The organism is Streptomyces sp. NBC_01267 (assembly GCF_036241575.1).
Classification (GTDB): domain Bacteria; phylum Actinomycetota; class Actinomycetes; order Streptomycetales; family Streptomycetaceae; genus Streptomyces.
In genome coordinates this window covers 5,315,138-5,331,543 of sequence record NZ_CP108455.1, presented here as the reverse complement: position 1 = coordinate 5,331,543, position 16,406 = coordinate 5,315,138, and the positions used below count along the sequence as shown (strand labels likewise).

The following is a 16,406-nucleotide window of genomic DNA, read 5'->3' as shown; positions in this document are numbered from 1 at the left end:
GGATCCGTACGGATCCGTACGGCGTCGGAGTCCGTACAGGTTTGGGGAGGATAGGCGCGCGGGGGCGGCCCGGGGGCCGCATCAGGGGATCAGGGGCACCTTCGGGTGACAATCCGGCGGGCAAACCCGGGGGTGGCCGTGCCGCCGGACCGGGGCCGTGGAAGTGCGGTGGAACAGCGAGACCGCAGCGTCTCCGCTGCGGTCTCCTGGAATCTCAACCGCCCTGCCGGGCAAGGCCGTTCGTACGGCCGGTCAGTCCTGAGCTGCTGCCGAACGGTCGTCGACCGTCACGTCCTGCTCGGGCACGGCCTCGCCCGAGCGGATCAGATCGATGCGTCCCATCACCTTCGACCGCAGGTCGGCCGGTACGTCGTCGCTGCCGCAGCAGCGCTTCACCAGCTTCTTGACGGCCTGTTCGAGGCCGTACTTCTCCAGGCACGGAGAGCACTCCTCGAAGTGCACCTCGAACTTGGTGCAGTCGTTGTCGGGCATCTCGTGGTCGAGGAACTCGTAGAGATGGTCCAGGACCTCGGAGCAGTCCGTTTCGTGCGGCTCTCCGCAACTCATGAGCCCGAACCTTTCGCTTCGTTCGACTCTCCGGCACCCGCGGGGACCAGCCCGCGGTCGCGTGCGTAGTCCTCCAGCATGCCGCGCAGCTGTCGGCGGCCCCGGTGCAGCCGGGACATGACCGTCCCGATGGGTGTTCCCATGATGTCCGCGATCTCCTTGTACGCAAAGCCCTCTACGTCTGCGAGATACACGGCGATACGGAACTCTTCGGGGATCGCCTGGAGCGCGGACTTCACGTCCGAGTCGGGCAGGTGGTCCAGCGCCTGCGACTCGGCGGAACGCAGACCGGTGGACATGTGCGACTCGGCGCGCGCGAGCTGCCAGTCCTCGATCTCCTCGGCGGCACTGCGCTGGGGTTCGCGCTGCTTCTTGCGGTACGAGTTGATGAACGTGTTCGTGAGGATGCGGTACATCCACGCCTTGAGGTTGGTCCCCTCACGGAACTGGTGGAACGAGCCGTACGCCTTCGCGTACGTCTCCTGCACCAGGTCCTCGGCATCGGCCGGATTGCGCGTCATGCGCAGCGCGGCCGAGTACATCTGGTCGAGGTAGCCGAGGGCGTCCCGCTCGAAGCGCGCGTTGCGCTCGGCAGCCGTCTCTTCCGCGTGGCCGTCTTCGGTCCCTGTGTCGGTCCCAGTGACCGGACCCACCTCCTCCAACGCCGTGGCGGATCCGAATGCGGACCCACTCGAATCGGAGGATAGACGACGATCCGGTCCGTCCGCCGCCCGGGAAGACGGGGTCCTGGCCGCTGAAAGCACCGTCCACTCCAGGTCAGACGTTTGCGGGCGGCGCGGGCAGATGGTCGAACCCATGCGACGGACTCCCTCTCCACGTACAAGTTTCTGTGTACCGACGTCCCGCACAACAGTGGCCTGCGGCTCAGCATTCCCCGAGGCGTACCGCCCACCCGGCCACGGAGTCGGTGATGACCTTCAGTGCCTGTTCCTGACCGGTTTCCGCGCGTTTGGCGACGGCGAAGCCGTGGTCGGCGTCCGGGACCTCCACCAGTTCGAGATTCCCCCGGGGGAACTCACCCGGCGCGGGGAACTCGGCGGGCTTCCCGAAGGGGTCCTTGCCGCCCTGGACGACGAGAGTGCTGACCCCGGCCCCGATCAGTTCCTTCTTCCGGGACTTCTCCGGTTTGCCCGGGGGGTGGAGCGGAAAGCTCAGCGCGAGTACGCCCCGGGCGCCCAGCTCCCCCGCCGTCCGGCAGGCCACCCGCGCCCCGGCACTGCGCCCGCCCGCGACGACGGGCAGGCCGGGCTTGCGCAGCGCCGGCCAGACCGCGCGCCACCCGGCGTCCAGGGTCTTCGGCGCGGGGGCGACCTTCTTCCCCGCGACCCGCCAGGGCTGCTCGACCAGCGCGACGCCCACCCCGATCTGCGGCAGCGCGACGGCCAGGGCCTGCAGGTCACGGGCGTCGATGCCACCGCCCGCGCCGTGGCCCAGCGCGATGACGAGGTGCGGGCGGGCGGCGGGATGCCAGGTGATGCGGGCCTCGCCCGCCGGGGTGTCGACACTCTCCACGATCATGCTCTGAGTCACATCAGAAGAGTGTGCCCTCCTCGGGGGCCTCAAGGGCGGTCAGCAGCTCCGGCCCGTTGTTACGAACATTGCTGACCGCGGTCGACACCGGGTACGCCCGGACCAGCCCGGCGGGCGGCGGCGTCAGCAGGCCGGTCAGCTCGCCCGGCTCCGTACGCGCGGGATCCAGCCAGTCGTCCCAGCGGTCCGCGGTGAGCATCAGCGGCATCCGGGGATGGATCTCGGCCAGCGACCCCGGCCCGGCCGCTCCGTGCTCGTGGCCCGCGAGCGGGGTGGTCTCGGCCTCGGTCGTGACGATGGTGCAGGTCGCCCACCACGCCTTGGGGTGGTCGCCGGGCAGTGACGGGTCCCGCCAGAACTCGTACAGTCCGGCGAACGCCATGACCGAACCGTCGGCGGGCGTCACGAAGTAGGGCTGCTTGCGGGGCCGCTTCTTCCTGCCCTCGACCTCCAGCTGCCGCTCGCCGGCCGCGGTCACCCACTCGTAATAGCCGTCGGCGGGGACGATGCAGCGCCGTGCGGCGAAGGCCCGGCGGAACGACGGCTTCTCGTGGACCGTCTCCGCGCGCGCGTTGATCATCCGGGCGGCGCCCTCGGGTGACTTCGCCCACGACGGCACGAGCCCCCAGGTGAGATTGCGCAGCTGGCGAACCGGACGCCTGGTCCCGGCGTCTTTCAGTGGGCGCTCCAGAACGACCTGGACCGTCTTGGTCGGTGCCACGTTCCAGTCCGGGACCACCGGCTCGGTCACCGTCTCCACGGGGTCCCACTTCTCCGCGCCGAAGAGCCCTGCGAGATCCTCGGGGCCACGACTCGCTGCAAACCGTCCGCACATGCCCGCCAGACTGCCATGACCGTCATCTCCCCGAGGAGCCCTCGCCCCCATGGACCGCATCTTCGGCACCCAGGCAGACCCCGACCAGTGGCTGGTGATCGTCACCGGCGCAGTCGCGCTGCTCGCGGTCGTCCCGCACCGCATATGGCGGCTCACCCGCAACGCGGTCACCATCGCCCACGAGGGCGGCCACGGGCTGATCGCCCTGCTCACCGGGCGCCGCCTCGACGGCATCCAGCTGCACTCGGACACCAGCGGCCTGACCGTCAGCCGCGGCAAGCCCTCCGGCCCGGGGATGGTCCTCACCGCCGCCGCGGGCTACACCGCGCCGCCGCTGCTGGGCCTCGGGGGCGCCTGGCTGCTCTCGGCCGGGCACATCACGCTGTTCCTGTGGGTGGCGTGTGTCCTGCTCCTGGCCATGCTGGTGATGATCCGCAACGCGTACGGGGTGCTCACCGTGGTCGTCACGGGCGCCGCGTTCGTCCTGATCTCCTGGCTGACCAGTGCGGAGGTCCAGGCGGCCTTCGCGTACACCGCGGTCTGGTTCCTGCTGATCGGCGGCGTGCGCCCGGCCTTCGAGCTCCAGCGCAAGCGGCCACGCGGCCACGCGGGGGATTCGGACGCCGACCAGCTCGGCCGGCTGACCCATGTCCCGCCCACCGTGTGGCTGCTGTTCTTCCATGTCGTCTCGCTCTGCTCGCTCACCGGCGGCGGGCGCTGGCTGCTCGGCCGGTAGCTTCGCCGGTCCTGGTCCGGGCGGTCCCCCGCGCACCAGGTCGTAAAGTGAGCGTCATGACCGAGAGCTCCGTGCACACCGCCCACTGGCCCGCCCCGCACGCGTCGGGACCTGTCGACGCGACGGTCACCGTGCCCGGATCGAAGTCGGTCACCAATCGCGGTCTCGTCCTGGCCGCCCTCGCCGCGGAGCCCGGCTGGCTGCGCCGCCCGCTGCGTTCCCGGGACACCCTGCTGATGGCCGACGCGCTGCGGGCGCTCGGCGTCCGTATCGAGGAGACCGTCTCCTCCAGCTCCTCCGCCGCGGGCACCCCCGACGGCACCGGCGAGGCCTGGCGGGTGATCCCGGCCGGACTGCACGGCCCGGCCACTCTCGACGTCGGCAACGCCGGTACGGTCATGCGCTTCCTGCCGCCGGTCGCCGCGCTCGCCGACGGTCCGGTCCGGTTCGACGGCGATCCCCGTTCGCACGAGCGTCCGCTGCACGGCGTCATCGACGCGCTGCGCGCGCTCGGTACCCGTATCGACGACGAGGGGCGCGGCGCGCTGCCGCTCACGGTGCACGGCGTCGGGGCCCTCGACGGGGGTGCGGTCGAGATCGACGCGTCCTCCTCGTCCCAGTTCATCTCGGCACTGCTGCTCTCGGCGCCGCGTTTCAACCAGGGCATCGAGGTACGGCACACCGGCGCCACCCTGCCGTCCCTGCCGCACATCCGGATGACCGTGGACATGCTGCGCCGGGTCGGCGCGCAGGTGGACGAGCCGGAGACCGGCGGGGAGCCGAACGTCTGGCGGGTCTCCCCCAGCGCCCTGCTCGGCCGTGACCTGACCATCGAGCCCGACCTCTCCAACGCCCAGCCCTTCCTGGCTGCCGCGCTGGTGACCGGCGGCCGGGTGGTCGTCCCCGACTGGCCGGAGCACACCACCCAGCCGGGCGACGCGCTGCGCGAGATCTTCACCGAGATGGGCGGCGGCTGCACCCTGACCGAGCAGGGGCTGGTGTTCACCGGCTCCGGCCGTATCCACGGCATCGACGTGGACCTGAGCGAGGTCGGCGAACTTACCCCGGGCATCGCGGCCGTTGCCGCCCTCGCGGACTCGCCCTCCACGCTGCGCGGTGTGGCACACCTGCGACTGCACGAGACCGACCGGCTGGCCGCGCTCACCGAGGAGATCAACGCCCTCGGCGGCGATGTCAGCGAGACCGCCGACGGCCTGCGGATCCGCCCGCGACCGCTGCACGGCGGGGTCTTCCACACGTACGACGACCACCGCATGGCCACGGCAGGATCGATCATCGGCCTCGCCGTCGACGGCGTACAGATCGAGAATGTGGCCACGACCGCCAAAACACTTCCCGACTTCACTGAGATGTGGACCGAAATGCTCAAGGCCTGACGCGATGCGCCGATATGGCAAGAACCCCGACGAGGACGACATCCGCGTCCGCCCCAACCCCAAGGGCAACCGCCCCCGTACGAACATCCGCCCCAAGCACGAGGAAGCCGCCGAGGGCATGGTCCTCACGGTCGACCGGGGTCGGCTCACCTGTCTCGTCGAGGGCCGCGCCGTCACCGCGATGAAGGCGCGCGAGCTGGGCCGCAAGGCCGCCGTGGTGGGCGACCAGGTCATGATCGTCGGGGATCTCTCCGGCGCCAAGGACACCCTGGCCCGCATCGTGCGCATCCAGCCGCGGACATCGGTGCTGCGCCGTACGGCCGACGACGACGACCCGTTCGAGCGGGTGGTCGTCGCCAACGCCGACCAGCTGGCGATCGTCACCGCCCTGGCCGACCCCGAACCGCGCCCGCGCATGATCGACCGCTGTCTGGTGGCCGCGTACGACGGCGGGCTGTCCCCGCTGCTCGTCCTCACCAAGTCCGACCTGGCCTCGCCGGACGAACTGCTCGCCTCGTACGGAGCGCTCGACATCCCGTACGTCGTCACCAGCCGCGAGGAGCTGGCGAAGGGTGAGGCGGCGGACCGGGTCAGGGACTTCCTGAACGACAAGGTCACCGCGTTCGTCGGCCACTCGGGCGTCGGCAAGACGACCCTGGTCAACGCGCTGGTACCGGAGGACAGGCGGCGCAGCACCGGCCATGTCAACGCGGTCACCGGCCGGGGCAGGCACACCACGACCTCGGCCCTGGCGCTGCCCCTTCCCGACGAACGCGGCTGGGTGGTCGACACCCCGGGCGTGCGGTCGTTCGGGCTGCACCATGTGGATCCGTCGCGCGTGATCCTGGCCTTCCCGGATCTCGTACCGGGCACCGAGGAGTGCCCGCGCGGCTGCAGCCACGACGAGCCGGAGTGCGCGCTGGACGCCTGGGTGGCCGACGGGCACGCCGATCCGGCCCGGCTGGACTCGCTGCGCAGGCTGCTGGCGACGCGGGAGCGGCGCGAGGGCGACTGACCGTCCCCGTCGGCCCCCGGCCGACGGGACTCCATGCATAATCGCTCCGAGTGATGACGGAGCAGTCACCGATGTGGAGGCACTGAATGGCGTGGCTGCTGGTCGTGGTCGCGGGTGTCCTGGAGACCGGCTTCGCCGTGTGTCTCAAGCTCTCGCACGGTTTCACCAGGCTCTGGCCCACGATCGCCTTCGCCGCGTTCGCCCTCGGCAGCTTCGGCCTGCTGACGCTCTCCCTGCGGAAGTTGGACGTCGGGCCCGCCTACGCCGTCTGGACCGGCATCGGCGCGGCGGGCACCGCCATCTACGGGATGGTCTTCCTCGGGGACGTCGTCTCCACCCTCAAGCTCGTCTCGATCTCCCTGGTGATCGTGGGTGTGATCGGCCTGCAGATCTCGGGGTCGTCGCACTGACGGCAGGGCGCCCCCTGCCTCGGAGGCCGTCGGGTGACCTCAGACCACCTCACGCACCCGCGGGAAGTGACAGGCCGCCACGTGGTCGTCGCCGTGTTCCTGATCCACCGGCACCTCGCTCGCGCAGCGCGCCTGTTCCTCGGCGCCGAGGTCCGCGTACACCGGGCAGCGCCCCCGGAAGCGGCAGCCCTCGTACCGGCGGGTGGGGCTGGGCGGGTCGCCCGGCAGCAGGATCCGGGTGCGCTGCCGCTCCCGCTCGCGTACCGGATCGGGCAGCGGGACGGCGGACAACAGGGCCTGGGTGTACGGATGCCGTGGCCGCTCGAAGACCTCGTCGACCGCCCCTGCCTCTACGGTGCGCCCGAGGTAGACGACGCTCACCCGGTCCGCGATGTGGCGGACCACCGACAGGTCGTGCGAGACGAAGAGGTACGCCAGGCCCAGTTCCGCCTTGAGCCGTTGCAGCAGGTTGAGGACGCCGGCCTGGACGGAGACGTCCAGCGCGGAGACCGGTTCGTCGAGCACCAGCAGCTGCGGTCCGACCGACAGGGCGCGGGCGATGCCGATGCGCTGGCGCTGGCCGCCGGAGAACTCGTGCGGGAAGCGGGTGGCGTGCGCCGGGTCCAGGCCGACCTGTTCCAGCAGCCCCGGTATCCGGCCGCCCGCCGTCCGGCGGTCCACCCCCTGCGCGTGCAGCGGTTCGGCGATGATGTCGCCGACCGTCATCCGGGGGTCGAGGCTGGCCATCGGGTCCTGGAAGACGATCTGCACCTGCCCGCGCAGCGCCCGCCTGGCCGCCTTGCCGAGCCCGTCCAGCGACTGCCCGAAGAGTTCGATCTCACCGCCCTCGGGCCGGACCAGATTGAGCAGTTCGAAGAGGGTGGTGGACTTCCCGGACCCCGACTCGCCGACCAGGGCGAGGGTCTCGCCCCGCCTGATCCGCAGGTCGACGCCGTCGACGGCGTGCACGGACCCCACCCGGCGCTTGAAGGCGGTGCCCTTCAGCACGGGGAAGGTCTTGACGAGTCCGCGCACGTCCAACACGGTCTCGGCGGGCGGCTGTTCGGAGGCCGCCGCCGCGCCGGACGTCTGCCGGCTGCCGGACGCCTGCTCACCGTCGGACGGCTGCTCACCATCGGACGGCTGCTCACCATCGGACGCCTGCTCACCATCGGACGGCTGCTCACCGCCCGGGACCTCGGGGACCTCGGGGGCCTCGGGGACCTCGGGCACCCGCGCACCGCGGGCCGCCGGGATCGTCGGCACCGGGAACACGTCGAGCGGCCCGAGCCCCTGCGCGACGATCTCGTCGGCGCGTACACAGGCGGCCAGGTGCTCACCGTCCACGGCCCGCAGCTCCGGCTCCTCCCCCCGGCAGGCGTCCTCGGCCAGCGGGCACCGGGGCGCGAACGGGCAGCCGGGCGCGAGGCTGCCCGCACCGGGCGGCGACCCGGGGATCGGCACCAGCACCTCACCGGCGACGTCGAGCCTCGGCACCGCGCCGATCAGCCCGAGCGTGTACGGCATCCGGGGCCGGGCGAAGAGGTCCTCGGCGGACGCGGTCTCCACGATCCGGCCCGCGTACATCACGGCCACCCGGTCCGCCGCTCCGGCGATCACGCCGAGGTCGTGGCTGACCAGCACCAGCGCGGCGCCGGTCTCCCGCTGCGCGGTGCGCAGCACGTCCAGTACCTGCGCCTGGATGGTGACGTCCAGCGCGGTGGTCGGCTCGTCGGCCAGGATCACGTCCGGGTCGTTGGCCATGGCCATGGCGATCATGGCGCGCTGGCGCATGCCGCCGGAGAACTCGTGCGGGTACGACCCCGCCCGGACGTGCGGCTCGGGAATCCCGACCAGGTCCAGCAGTTCCACCGCGCGCGCCCTGGCCCGCTCGCGCGGGATGTCCTGGTGGGCGCGGACCGCCTCGGCGATCTGGTCACCGATCCGGTAGACGGGGGTGAAGGCGGAGAGCGGGTCCTGGAAGACCATGCTGATCCGGCTGCCGCGCACCTTGGACAGGGCCCGGTCGGAGGCACCGACGAGTTCGGTGCCGTCGAGCCTCACCGACCCGCGGACGACCGCGTTCCCCGGCAGCAGCCCGAGCACGGCGAGCGCGGTCGCGGACTTGCCGGAGCCCGACTCGCCCACCAGTCCGAGCACTTCACCCCGCTGGAGCGCGAAGTCCACGCCACGGACCGCGGGGGTCCCGTCGAAGTCGACCTCCAGGCCGCTCACTTCGAGTACCGAGGTCATCGCCCTGCTCCCTTGCGCTTACGGCTACGGCTGCGGCGCGAGGTCGGGTCCAGCGCGTCGCGCAGCCCGTCGCCCACAAGATTCACTGCGAGTACGAAGACGATCAGGAGCCCCGCGGCGAAGAAGAACATCCACGGATAGGTCACGGCCGCCCCGGTCGTCGAGGCGATGAGCGTGCCGAGCGAGACGTCGGGCGACTGGACGCCGAACCCGAAGTACGACAGCGCGGTCTCGCTCATCACCGCCCCGCCCACCGCGATCGTCGCGTCGATGATCAGGAAGGAGGCGATGTTGGGCACCACATGGCGCCAGATGATCCGGAACGGGCCGACCCCCATGTACTGGGCGGCACGCACGAATTCGCGCTCCTTCAGCGACAGGGTCATCGATCTGACCACCCGGGCGGTGATCATCCAGCCGAAGACGGCGAGCAGGCCGACGAACGCGAACCAGCCGCCGTCCCGGAGCCGTGGCGAGATGATCGCGATGATCAGGAAGGACGGGAAGACGAGCAGGAGATCGACGAAGAACATCAGCACCCGGTCGGTCCACCCGCCGAAGTACCCGGCGCAGGCGCCGACCAGGGAGGCGAGCACGGTGGAGAACAACGCGACCAGCAGGCCGATCAGCAGGGACTTCTGGAGTCCGCGGATGGTCTGGGCGAAGACGTCCTGCCCGATGCGGTTGGTGCCCCACCAGTGCCGGGCGCTCGGCGCGTCCCGCAGTGCGGTGTAGTCGATGTGGCTGTAGTCCCAGCGGCTGATCAGCGGGCCCGCGAACGCGAGCAGGAAGAGCAGGAGCAGGACGACGGCTCCGGTGAGCGCGCCCGGATTGCGTACGAAGCGGCGCATCACCACCCCGGCGCGTCCTGCGGGGCGTATCGGTTCCGCACCCTGGCCGGCCGCGTCGGCGGCGGCGGTCTCTACGACGGCAGTCATGGTGTCCGTACTCCTCAGGCGTTCCGGATACGCGGGTCGAGCGCGGCGTGCAGGACATCCGCGAGGAAGCCGGACAGCAGGACCATCACGGCGGCGAACACATTGACGGCGACGACGGAGTTGACGTCGTTCTTGCCGATGGAGGAGACGAACCACTCGCCCATGCCGTGCCAGCCGAAGATCGTCTCGGTGAAGGTGGCGCCGGTGAAGAGGGCCAGGAATCCGTAACTGAAGTACGTCGACATGGGGATGAGCGCGGTCCGCAGCCCGTGTTTGAGGAGCGCGGTGCGCCGGGTGAGTCCCTTGGCCTGCGCGGTGCGCAGGTAGTCCGAGCCGAGCACGTCGAGCATGGTGGAGCGCTGGTAGCGGCTGTAACTGGCGATGGTGCCCAGCGCGATGGAGATGGTCGGCAGCAACAGGTGCACCGAGCGATCCTTCAGCACGGCCAGGAATCCGGAGTCGACCCCGGGGCTCCGCTCACCGGTGAACTTGATGACGTCGGTGCCGGTCTTCTGGTTGAACCAGATCGCGCCGATCTTGAGCAGCACGGCGAGCAGGAACACCGGTGTGGACAGCAGCACGAAGGAGATCAGCGTCGTTACCCGGTCGGAGAACCGGTACTGGCGCACGGCGGTCCAGGCACCGGCGAGAACGCCGACGACCGTGCCGAGGACGGTCCCCAGGAGCAGCAGCCGCAGACTGACCCCGATCCGGCGGCCGAACTCCGCGCCCACGGAGGTCCCGTCGATGGTCTGCCCGAGATCGCCGCGCACGGCGTGCCCGGCCCATCGGGCGAAGCGGCCGACGAGCGACTGGTGGTCGTTGACACCGAGCGCGGTGAGGTGGTGGTCGACGGCGCTGGGCGAGAGGGGCGGTTGCCTGCCCGCGTAGTACGCACGCGGATCGAGCGCGAGCGAGGCCAGCAGGTAGGACAGGCAGATGGCGACAAGCAACAGGACGGCGTAGTAGCCGAGTCGCTTGGCCAGGAAGGCGGCCACGGGTGTTGGTTCCTCCGCTTGAGATCACTTGGGATCACTTGAGATCAAAGCCGCGACATCTTTTATCGCTTCGTTGATGGTTTGAGTCGTCTCATAGATCCAGTTTGACCACTATGTGTTGCGTGCATGCAAAGAATGGATTACAGGATCACCGGAGCCCTCCCGTTGTGCAAGGAGATGGACTTACGGTCTCGTGAGCCTGTGGCCTCGATCAGGCCGCCTTGAACCGGAGGAAGAAACCCGATGCGCAGAACCACCGTTGTCGCCATCGCCGCAGCACTGTCGGCCACCCTGGCGGTGGCGGGCTGCAGTTCCTCCGACGGAGACGGCAAAGCAGCGAAGAAACAGGCCGCTCCGCAGGTGGACGGGCAGAGCATCAACGCGCACCCGGTGAGCGACCTCAAGCAGGGCGGGTCGCTGCGGTTCGCCATCGACCAGTGGATCACGCAGTACAACATCAACCAGGTGGACGGCCAGCAGGGCGACGCCCAGGACATCATCAAGGCGGTCCTGCCCGACCTGTTCGACGCCGACGCCAAGGGCACCATCCACGCCAACCCGAACTTCCTGGTCTCGGCGAAGGTCACCTCGACCAGCCCGCAGGTGGTGACCTACGAGCTGAACCCGAAGGCCAAGTGGTCCGACGGGAAGCCGCTGAGCTGGAAGGACTTCCAGGCCCAGTGGAAGGCGCTGAACGGCACCGACAGCGCGTACGAGGCGGCCGACACCTCCGGGTACAGCCAGATATCCAAGGTGGAGCAGGGCGCCGACGCGCACGGCGTGAAGGTCACCTTCTCCTCGCCGTACGCGGACTGGCAGCGGCTCTTCGACCCGCTGTACCCGGCGGCGTACATCGACACCCCCGCGAAGTTCAACAAGGGCTGGTCCGAGAAGGCCCTGGTGACCGGCAACTCCTTCAAGGTCGGTACGTACGACAAGACCGGGCAGACCGTCACCATCGTCCCGGACCCGAAGTGGTGGGGGGACAAGCCGAAGCTCGACTCGGTCGTCTACCGCGTCCTCGACAGCTCCGCGTTCACCGAGGCCTACCTGAACAAGGAGATCGACGAGGCCCCCGCACTCCAGCCCGAGGACTACAAGCGGCTGGTCAAGGCGCCCGACACGGACATCAGGCGCGGGGCGCGCTGGGACGAGGTGCACATCACGCTCAACGGCGGCCACGGCCCGCTGAAGGATGTGAAGGTGCGCAACGCCGTGCAGGCGGCCATCAACCGCGACGGTGTCAACGAGAGCTTCAGCAAGGACCTCTCCTTCGATCTGAAGCCGCTGGACAACCACTTCTTCATGCCGAACCAGGAGGGGTACCAGGACACCGCCGGGGAGTACGGCAAGTACGACCCGGAGCGGGCCAAGAAGCTGCTGGACGAGGCCGGCTGGAAGGACGCGGGCGAGGGCAAGCCGCGCACCAAGGACGGCAAGAAGCTCACGCTCGGTTACACCCTGAGCGCGGGCGGCACCGCGTCGCAGACCGACCAGGCCGAGCTGGTGCAGCAGATGCTCGGCGCGGTGGGTATCAAGGTCGACCTCCAGAAGGTCCCGGCGAACGACTACTTCAACAAGTTCGTCAACACCGGCAACTTCGACATCACCAGCTTCCGCAATGTCGACGCCGTCTACCAGACGATGCTGACGCCGGTCTTCATCCAGCCGGAGGGCAAGAACCTCTTCCAGAACTTCGGTTCGGTCGGCTCCCCGAAGATCGACGAGCTGCTGAACAAAGCGGCGGGCACCACCGACCACGCCGAGGCGATCAAGCTCTACAACGAGGCCGACGTGGAGATCTGGAAGCTCGGCCACTCCATCGAGCTCTACCAGCGTCCGCAGATCGACGCGGTCCGCAAGGGCCTCGCCAACTTCGGCGCCTCCGGCCTGGCCGACACCGACTACGCCAAGGTCGGCTGGCTCAAGTAACTCAAGTAGGCAGTCCTCACCCGGCCCGTCCCACCGCCTCGCGCACCAGGTGACCGACCTTCCGGTCGCCCGGTGCGACGACGTGGGAGAGCGCGAGACGTACCGCCACCTCGCAGCGGTACCTGAGGTCCACGGCCTCCTCCCCTTCGTCTGCCCGCCCCCGTGACAACGCGAGAGCCGCCCGGTGCAGGACCGCGGCGATCAGCTCGCCGGGGGCGGGCGGTCCCGCGTCGGCGCGGCGCTGGGCCGGGAGGCGGGACCGGCCGGGTGCCGGGTCCGGGGCGGGCAGACGGCCGGTCCAGCAGCCCGTCAGCAACGCCCGTACCAGCGGACGGGAACGGGCCGCCGACACCGTCCACTCGGCGACCAGGACCAGCGGTTCACCGCCGACGGACGCTCCCGGCGCGGCGAGCACCCGGTCGACGCCCTGGAGGTACCGGTCCGCCTCACGCCGGACGAGGGCGCGGGCGAGGCCTTCCTTGGAGCCGAACTCGTTGTAGAGCGTCTGCCGGGAGACCCCGGCGGCGGACGCCACGTCGGTCATGCGCACGGCGGACCAGGGGCGGCCGTCGGCGGTGGACACCGCGGAGAGGGCGGAGTCGAGCAGGGATTCGCGCGCTGCAGGCATCTTTGCCTCCTGGGCGGAAGGGCTCTGCGCTCAGAGTTGACGGACGCCGTGGCACTGTCAATACCCCGCGCGGGCAAGCCCCTGTGGCCCGATCGGAGCCCGGTCGATACTGTGACGACCATGCCCGACTACCACGATGATCTGCGCCTTGCCCACGTCCTGGCGGATGCTGCCGACGCGGCGACGATGGCCCGTTTCAAGGCCCTCGACCTGAAGGTCGAGACGAAGCCGGACATGACGCCGGTCAGCGAGGCCGACAAGGGCGCCGAGGAGCTGATCCGCGGACAGCTCCAGCGGGCCAGGCCGCGCGACGCGATCCTCGGCGAGGAGTACGGCCTCTCGGGCACCGGCCCCCGGCGCTGGGTCGTCGACCCGATCGACGGGACCAAGAACTACGTCCGCGGTGTCCCGGTCTGGGCGACCCTCATCTCGCTGACGGTGGCGGGCGAGGACGGTCACGAACCGGTGGTCGGCGTGGTCTCCGCACCCGCGCTGGGCCGCCGCTGGTGGGCGGCGAAGGGCGCGGGCGCGTACAGCGGTCGGAGCCTCACCTCGGCCACCCGGCTGCATGTCTCCAAGGTCTCCAAGATCGCGGACTCCTCCTTCGCCTATGCCTCGTTGGCCGGCTGGGAGGCGCAGGGACGGCTCGACGGGTTCCTCGACCTGACCCGCGACTGCTGGCGTACCCGTGGGTACGGCGACTTCTGGCCGTACATGATGGTCGCCGAGGGGTCGGTGGACATCTGCGCCGAACCCGAGCTGTCCCTCTGGGACATGGCGGCGAACGCCATCATCGTCCAGGAGGCGGGCGGCGAGTTCACCAGTCTGGACGGGGTGCGCGGGGTGGAGGGCGGCAACGCCGCGGCGTCCAACGGACTGCTGCACCAGGACATGCTGGGATACCTCAACCAGCGCTACTGACCGGGCTGTCGGGGCACGGGGGGCGTCTGTCACATCTACGCGCGCCTCCCGGACTCGCCCCCTCCACCCCCTTGCCGCGCTCCTGAGCTGATGCCACTCTGAGAGCTCCCCCACTTGTGAACTTGTGAATTCCCGTGCAAGCTGGATTCACCGAGGAGGTGGCACCCTCCATGTTCGTCCGAGACGCCATGAGCACGGTCGTGCTCACGATCGGCCCCGCCCACACACTCCGCCAGTCCGCAGGACTGATGTCCGCGCGCCGCGTCGGCGCGGCCGTGGTCTTCGACCCCGACACCTGCGGGCTCGGCATTCTCACCGAGCGCGACATCCTCGACGCCGTCGGCAGAGGCCTGGACCCCGACCGGGAGACCGCGGGCGCCCACACCACCACCGACGTGGTCTTCGCCGCACCCACCTGGACCCTGGAGGAAGCGGCGCGGGCGATGTCGAACGGCGGCTTCCGGCATCTGATCGTGCTCGACGACGTGGGCCCGGTCGGGGTGGTGTCGGTGCGCGACATCATCCGCTGCTGGGCCCCGGGCCGGAGCGAAGCGGCTGCGCTGGTCTGACGTACGGCCGAGGGCCCCGTACGCAGCAGTACAGCTGTGTACGGAGCCCTCGGCGCGCAGGCATGGGCAGTCGGATCAGGCGGCGCGCACTGCCTGGACCGCGACGGTCAGGCGCGCAGTGCCTGGACCGCGGCCTCCAGCCGCTTGCCGAAGTCGCCGTCGGCCTGGCGGAAGTTGTTCACCGCACGCTCGGCGATGTCGTCGCGCGAGACCTGCGCGATGAACCCGGCGAGGTTCTCGACGAGCCGCCCCTTCTCGTCCTCCGACATCTGGCGGTACAGGTTGCCCGCCTGGACGAAGTCGCTGTCCTCGGCGTGGCTCGGGGCGGCGTGGTTGCCCGTTTCGCCGCTCACCTGCGCCGAGCGCCAGAGCGGCTGCTCGGTCTGGAAGGGTCCGCCGAAGCTGTTCGGCTCGTAGTTCTTGGCACCCTTGTGACGGCCGTCGTACAGCCCGCCGTCCCGGTAGTTGGTGTTCGCCTCGACGGCGTGCGGACGGTTCACCGGCAGGTGGTCGCCGTTGATGCCGACGCGGTAGCGGTGGGCGTCGCCGTACGCGAAGAGACGGCCCTGGAGCATCTTGTCCGGCGAGGGACCGATGCCCGGTACGAAGCTGGCCGGCGAGAAGGCGGACTGCTCGACCTCGGCGAAGATGTTCTCCGGGTTGCGGTTGAGCTCCAGCTTGCCGATCTCGATCGGCGGGTAGTCCGCGTGCGGCCAGACCTTGGTCAGGTCGAACGGGTTGAAGCGGTACGTCGCCGCGTCGGCCGCGGGCATGATCTGGACCTGCACGGTCCAGGACGGGAAGTCACCGCGCTCGATCGACTCACGCAGGTCGCGCTGGTGGCTGTCCGGGTCCTCACCGGCGAGCTTGGCCGCCTCGGCCGAGGTCAGGTTCTTGATCCCCTGGTCGGTCTTGAAGTGGTACTTGACCCAGAAGACCTCGCCGTCCGCGTTGTTCCACTGGAACGTGTGCGAGCCGTAGCCGTTCATGTGGCGGAGCGTCGCCGGGATGCCGCGGTCGCCGAAGAGCCAGGTCACCTGGTGGGTCGACTCGGGGCTGAGGCCCCAGAAGTCCCACACGTTGTCGGCTTCCTGCGAGCCGGTGTACGGATCGCGCTTCTGGGTGTGGATGAAGTCGGGGAACTTGATGGCGTCCTTGATGAAGAAGACGGGCGTGTTGTTCCCGACGAGGTCGTAGTTCCCCTCCTCCGTGTAGAACTTCAGCGCGAACCCGCGGGGGTCACGCACCGCGTCCGCCGAGCCGAGGTTGCCCGCGACGGTGGAGAAGCGCAGGAAGGTCTCGGTCTCCTTGCCGACCTCGGAGAGGAACTTCGCGCGGGTCCACTGCGAGACGTCGCGGGTCAGCGTGAAGGTGCCGTACGCCCCGGCGCCGCGGGCGTGCACGATGCGCTCCGGGATGCGCTCCCGGTTGAAGTGGGCGAGCTTCTCCAGCAGGTACTGGTCCTGCACCAGAACCGGACCGCCGGCGCCCGCGGTCTCGCTGTTCTGGTTGTCCGCCACCGGAGCACCGGTCTCCGTGGTGAGTGGTCCTTGCGTCACGAGCGCCTCCTGCGTCATTACTGCGGTCCTGTCCCTTGGCCTTTGCCGTTCCCGATCCTACGATGGACTTTGTCTAAGTCAAGCAATCGTCCAAATT

The 16,406-nt window shown here is 69.9% G+C and carries 16 protein-coding genes; 7 read left to right on the top strand and 9 right to left on the bottom strand.

All coding sequences use genetic code 11. The annotated features are described in order from the left end of the window. Nucleotides 1–252: 252 nt before the first annotated feature. The 4 genes from rsrA to OG709_RS24465 all read right to left on the bottom strand — a co-directional run bounded on the left by rsrA (nucleotide 253) and on the right by OG709_RS24465 (nucleotide 2,953). Nucleotides 253–567, bottom strand: a complete 315-nt coding sequence (rsrA, locus tag OG709_RS24480; RefSeq protein ID WP_250297960.1) for a mycothiol system anti-sigma-R factor — start codon at nucleotides 565–567, stop codon at nucleotides 253–255. Further along, nucleotides 564–1,220, bottom strand: a complete 657-nt coding sequence (locus tag OG709_RS24475; RefSeq protein WP_250297961.1) for a sigma-70 family RNA polymerase sigma factor — start codon at nucleotides 1,218–1,220, stop codon at nucleotides 564–566. The genes rsrA and OG709_RS24475 overlap by 4 nt, the downstream gene beginning before the upstream one ends. Before the next feature lie 232 nt (nucleotides 1,221–1,452). Continuing rightward, nucleotides 1,453–2,106, bottom strand: coding sequence for an alpha/beta hydrolase family protein (locus OG709_RS24470; RefSeq protein WP_250298032.1), 654 nt, complete (start codon nucleotides 2,104–2,106; stop codon nucleotides 1,453–1,455). Nucleotides 2,107–2,119: 13 nt separating this feature from the next. Beyond that, nucleotides 2,120–2,953: an SOS response-associated peptidase gene (locus tag OG709_RS24465; RefSeq protein WP_326694042.1), complete on the bottom strand. Its 834-nt coding sequence runs from the start codon at nucleotides 2,951–2,953 to the stop codon at nucleotides 2,120–2,122. A 49-nt stretch (nucleotides 2,954–3,002) separates the two neighbouring features. Between OG709_RS24465 and OG709_RS24460 the strand changes: the two genes are divergently transcribed. The 4 genes from OG709_RS24460 to OG709_RS24445 all read left to right on the top strand — a co-directional run bounded on the left by OG709_RS24460 (nucleotide 3,003) and on the right by OG709_RS24445 (nucleotide 6,511). Further along, complete coding sequence (locus OG709_RS24460) at nucleotides 3,003–3,689, top strand: M50 family metallopeptidase (protein ID WP_250297963.1); 687 nt, start codon at nucleotides 3,003–3,005, stop codon at nucleotides 3,687–3,689. A gap of 56 nt (nucleotides 3,690–3,745) precedes the next feature. After that, entirely contained in the window at nucleotides 3,746–5,086 is a 1,341-nt protein-coding gene (gene aroA / locus OG709_RS24455; RefSeq protein ID WP_250297964.1) for a 3-phosphoshikimate 1-carboxyvinyltransferase, read from the top strand. Nucleotides 5,087–5,090: 4 nt separating this feature from the next. Continuing rightward, nucleotides 5,091–6,101: a ribosome small subunit-dependent GTPase A gene (gene rsgA / locus OG709_RS24450; protein ID WP_250297965.1), complete on the top strand. Its 1,011-nt coding sequence runs from the start codon at nucleotides 5,091–5,093 to the stop codon at nucleotides 6,099–6,101. An 86-nt stretch (nucleotides 6,102–6,187) separates the two neighbouring features. Then, on the top strand, nucleotides 6,188–6,511 hold the full coding sequence (locus tag OG709_RS24445) for a DMT family transporter (protein WP_250297966.1): 324 nt from the start codon (nucleotides 6,188–6,190) through the stop codon (nucleotides 6,509–6,511). A 39-nt stretch (nucleotides 6,512–6,550) separates the two neighbouring features. Here the strand turns inward: OG709_RS24445 and OG709_RS24440 are convergent, their stop codons facing one another. Genes OG709_RS24440 through OG709_RS24430 form a run of 3 tightly spaced genes read right to left on the bottom strand, consistent with a single transcriptional unit; the run spans nucleotide 6,551 to nucleotide 10,700 of the window. Beyond that, nucleotides 6,551–8,764, bottom strand: a complete 2,214-nt coding sequence (locus OG709_RS24440; RefSeq protein ID WP_329167688.1) for a dipeptide ABC transporter ATP-binding protein — start codon at nucleotides 8,762–8,764, stop codon at nucleotides 6,551–6,553. Beyond that, nucleotides 8,761–9,702, bottom strand: coding sequence for an ABC transporter permease (locus OG709_RS24435; protein WP_374211193.1), 942 nt, complete (start codon nucleotides 9,700–9,702; stop codon nucleotides 8,761–8,763). The genes OG709_RS24440 and OG709_RS24435 overlap by 4 nt, the downstream gene beginning before the upstream one ends. 14 nt (nucleotides 9,703–9,716) lie before the next feature. Then, nucleotides 9,717–10,700, bottom strand: a complete 984-nt coding sequence (locus tag OG709_RS24430; RefSeq protein WP_250297968.1) for an ABC transporter permease — start codon at nucleotides 10,698–10,700, stop codon at nucleotides 9,717–9,719. 243 nt (nucleotides 10,701–10,943) lie between these two features. On the opposite strand from OG709_RS24430, the gene OG709_RS24425 reads away from it, so the two are divergent. After that, on the top strand, nucleotides 10,944–12,632 hold the full coding sequence (locus OG709_RS24425; RefSeq protein WP_329167687.1) for an ABC transporter family substrate-binding protein: 1,689 nt from the start codon (nucleotides 10,944–10,946) through the stop codon (nucleotides 12,630–12,632). A 16-nt stretch (nucleotides 12,633–12,648) separates the two neighbouring features. Here OG709_RS24425 and OG709_RS24420 read toward each other — a convergent pair whose 3' ends face one another. Then, on the bottom strand, nucleotides 12,649–13,260 hold the full coding sequence (locus tag OG709_RS24420) for a TetR/AcrR family transcriptional regulator (RefSeq protein ID WP_250297970.1): 612 nt from the start codon (nucleotides 13,258–13,260) through the stop codon (nucleotides 12,649–12,651). Between the two features lie 120 nt (nucleotides 13,261–13,380). On the opposite strand from OG709_RS24420, the gene hisN reads away from it, so the two are divergent. Together hisN and OG709_RS24410 are read left to right on the top strand one after the other, a co-directional pair. Next, nucleotides 13,381–14,181, top strand: coding sequence for a histidinol-phosphatase (hisN, locus tag OG709_RS24415; protein WP_250297971.1), 801 nt, complete (start codon nucleotides 13,381–13,383; stop codon nucleotides 14,179–14,181). A gap of 170 nt (nucleotides 14,182–14,351) precedes the next feature. After that, nucleotides 14,352–14,750, top strand: a complete 399-nt coding sequence (locus tag OG709_RS24410; protein ID WP_250297972.1) for a CBS domain-containing protein — start codon at nucleotides 14,352–14,354, stop codon at nucleotides 14,748–14,750. Between the two features lie 107 nt (nucleotides 14,751–14,857). Here the strand turns inward: OG709_RS24410 and OG709_RS24405 are convergent, their stop codons facing one another. Continuing rightward, the gene (locus OG709_RS24405) at nucleotides 14,858–16,327 is read right to left on the bottom strand and encodes a catalase (RefSeq protein WP_250297973.1); all 1,470 of its coding nucleotides are present in this window, start codon (nucleotides 16,325–16,327) and stop codon (nucleotides 14,858–14,860) included. Between the last annotated feature and the right edge of the window lie 79 nt (nucleotides 16,328–16,406).

What these genes read in the sequence shown, in the direction of transcription:
- OG709_RS24425 (WP_329167687.1), top strand. Translation starts at nt 10,944, where the DNA reads ATGCGCAGAACCACCGTTGTCGCCATCGCCGCAGCACTGTCGGCCACC.
- OG709_RS24435 (WP_374211193.1), bottom strand. Translation starts at nt 9,702, where the DNA reads ATGACTGCCGTCGTAGAGACCGCCGCCGCCGACGCGGCCGGCCAGGGT.
- rsrA (WP_250297960.1), bottom strand. Translation starts at nt 567, where the DNA reads ATGAGTTGCGGAGAGCCGCACGAAACGGACTGCTCCGAGGTCCTGGAC.
- OG709_RS24445 (WP_250297966.1), top strand. Translation starts at nt 6,188, where the DNA reads ATGGCGTGGCTGCTGGTCGTGGTCGCGGGTGTCCTGGAGACCGGCTTC.
- OG709_RS24470 (WP_250298032.1), bottom strand. Translation starts at nt 2,106, where the DNA reads ATGATCGTGGAGAGTGTCGACACCCCGGCGGGCGAGGCCCGCATCACC.
- OG709_RS24460 (WP_250297963.1), top strand. Translation starts at nt 3,003, where the DNA reads ATGGACCGCATCTTCGGCACCCAGGCAGACCCCGACCAGTGGCTGGTG.
- OG709_RS24440 (WP_329167688.1), bottom strand. Translation starts at nt 8,764, where the DNA reads ATGACCTCGGTACTCGAAGTGAGCGGCCTGGAGGTCGACTTCGACGGG.
- OG709_RS24410 (WP_250297972.1), top strand. Translation starts at nt 14,352, where the DNA reads ATGTTCGTCCGAGACGCCATGAGCACGGTCGTGCTCACGATCGGCCCC.
- OG709_RS24465 (WP_326694042.1), bottom strand. Translation starts at nt 2,953, where the DNA reads ATGTGCGGACGGTTTGCAGCGAGTCGTGGCCCCGAGGATCTCGCAGGG.
- OG709_RS24420 (WP_250297970.1), bottom strand. Translation starts at nt 13,260, where the DNA reads ATGCCTGCAGCGCGCGAATCCCTGCTCGACTCCGCCCTCTCCGCGGTG.
- hisN (WP_250297971.1), top strand. Translation starts at nt 13,381, where the DNA reads ATGCCCGACTACCACGATGATCTGCGCCTTGCCCACGTCCTGGCGGAT.
- aroA (WP_250297964.1), top strand. Translation starts at nt 3,746, where the DNA reads ATGACCGAGAGCTCCGTGCACACCGCCCACTGGCCCGCCCCGCACGCG.
- rsgA (WP_250297965.1), top strand. Translation starts at nt 5,091, where the DNA reads ATGCGCCGATATGGCAAGAACCCCGACGAGGACGACATCCGCGTCCGC.
- OG709_RS24405 (WP_250297973.1), bottom strand. Translation starts at nt 16,327, where the DNA reads ATGACGCAGGAGGCGCTCGTGACGCAAGGACCACTCACCACGGAGACC.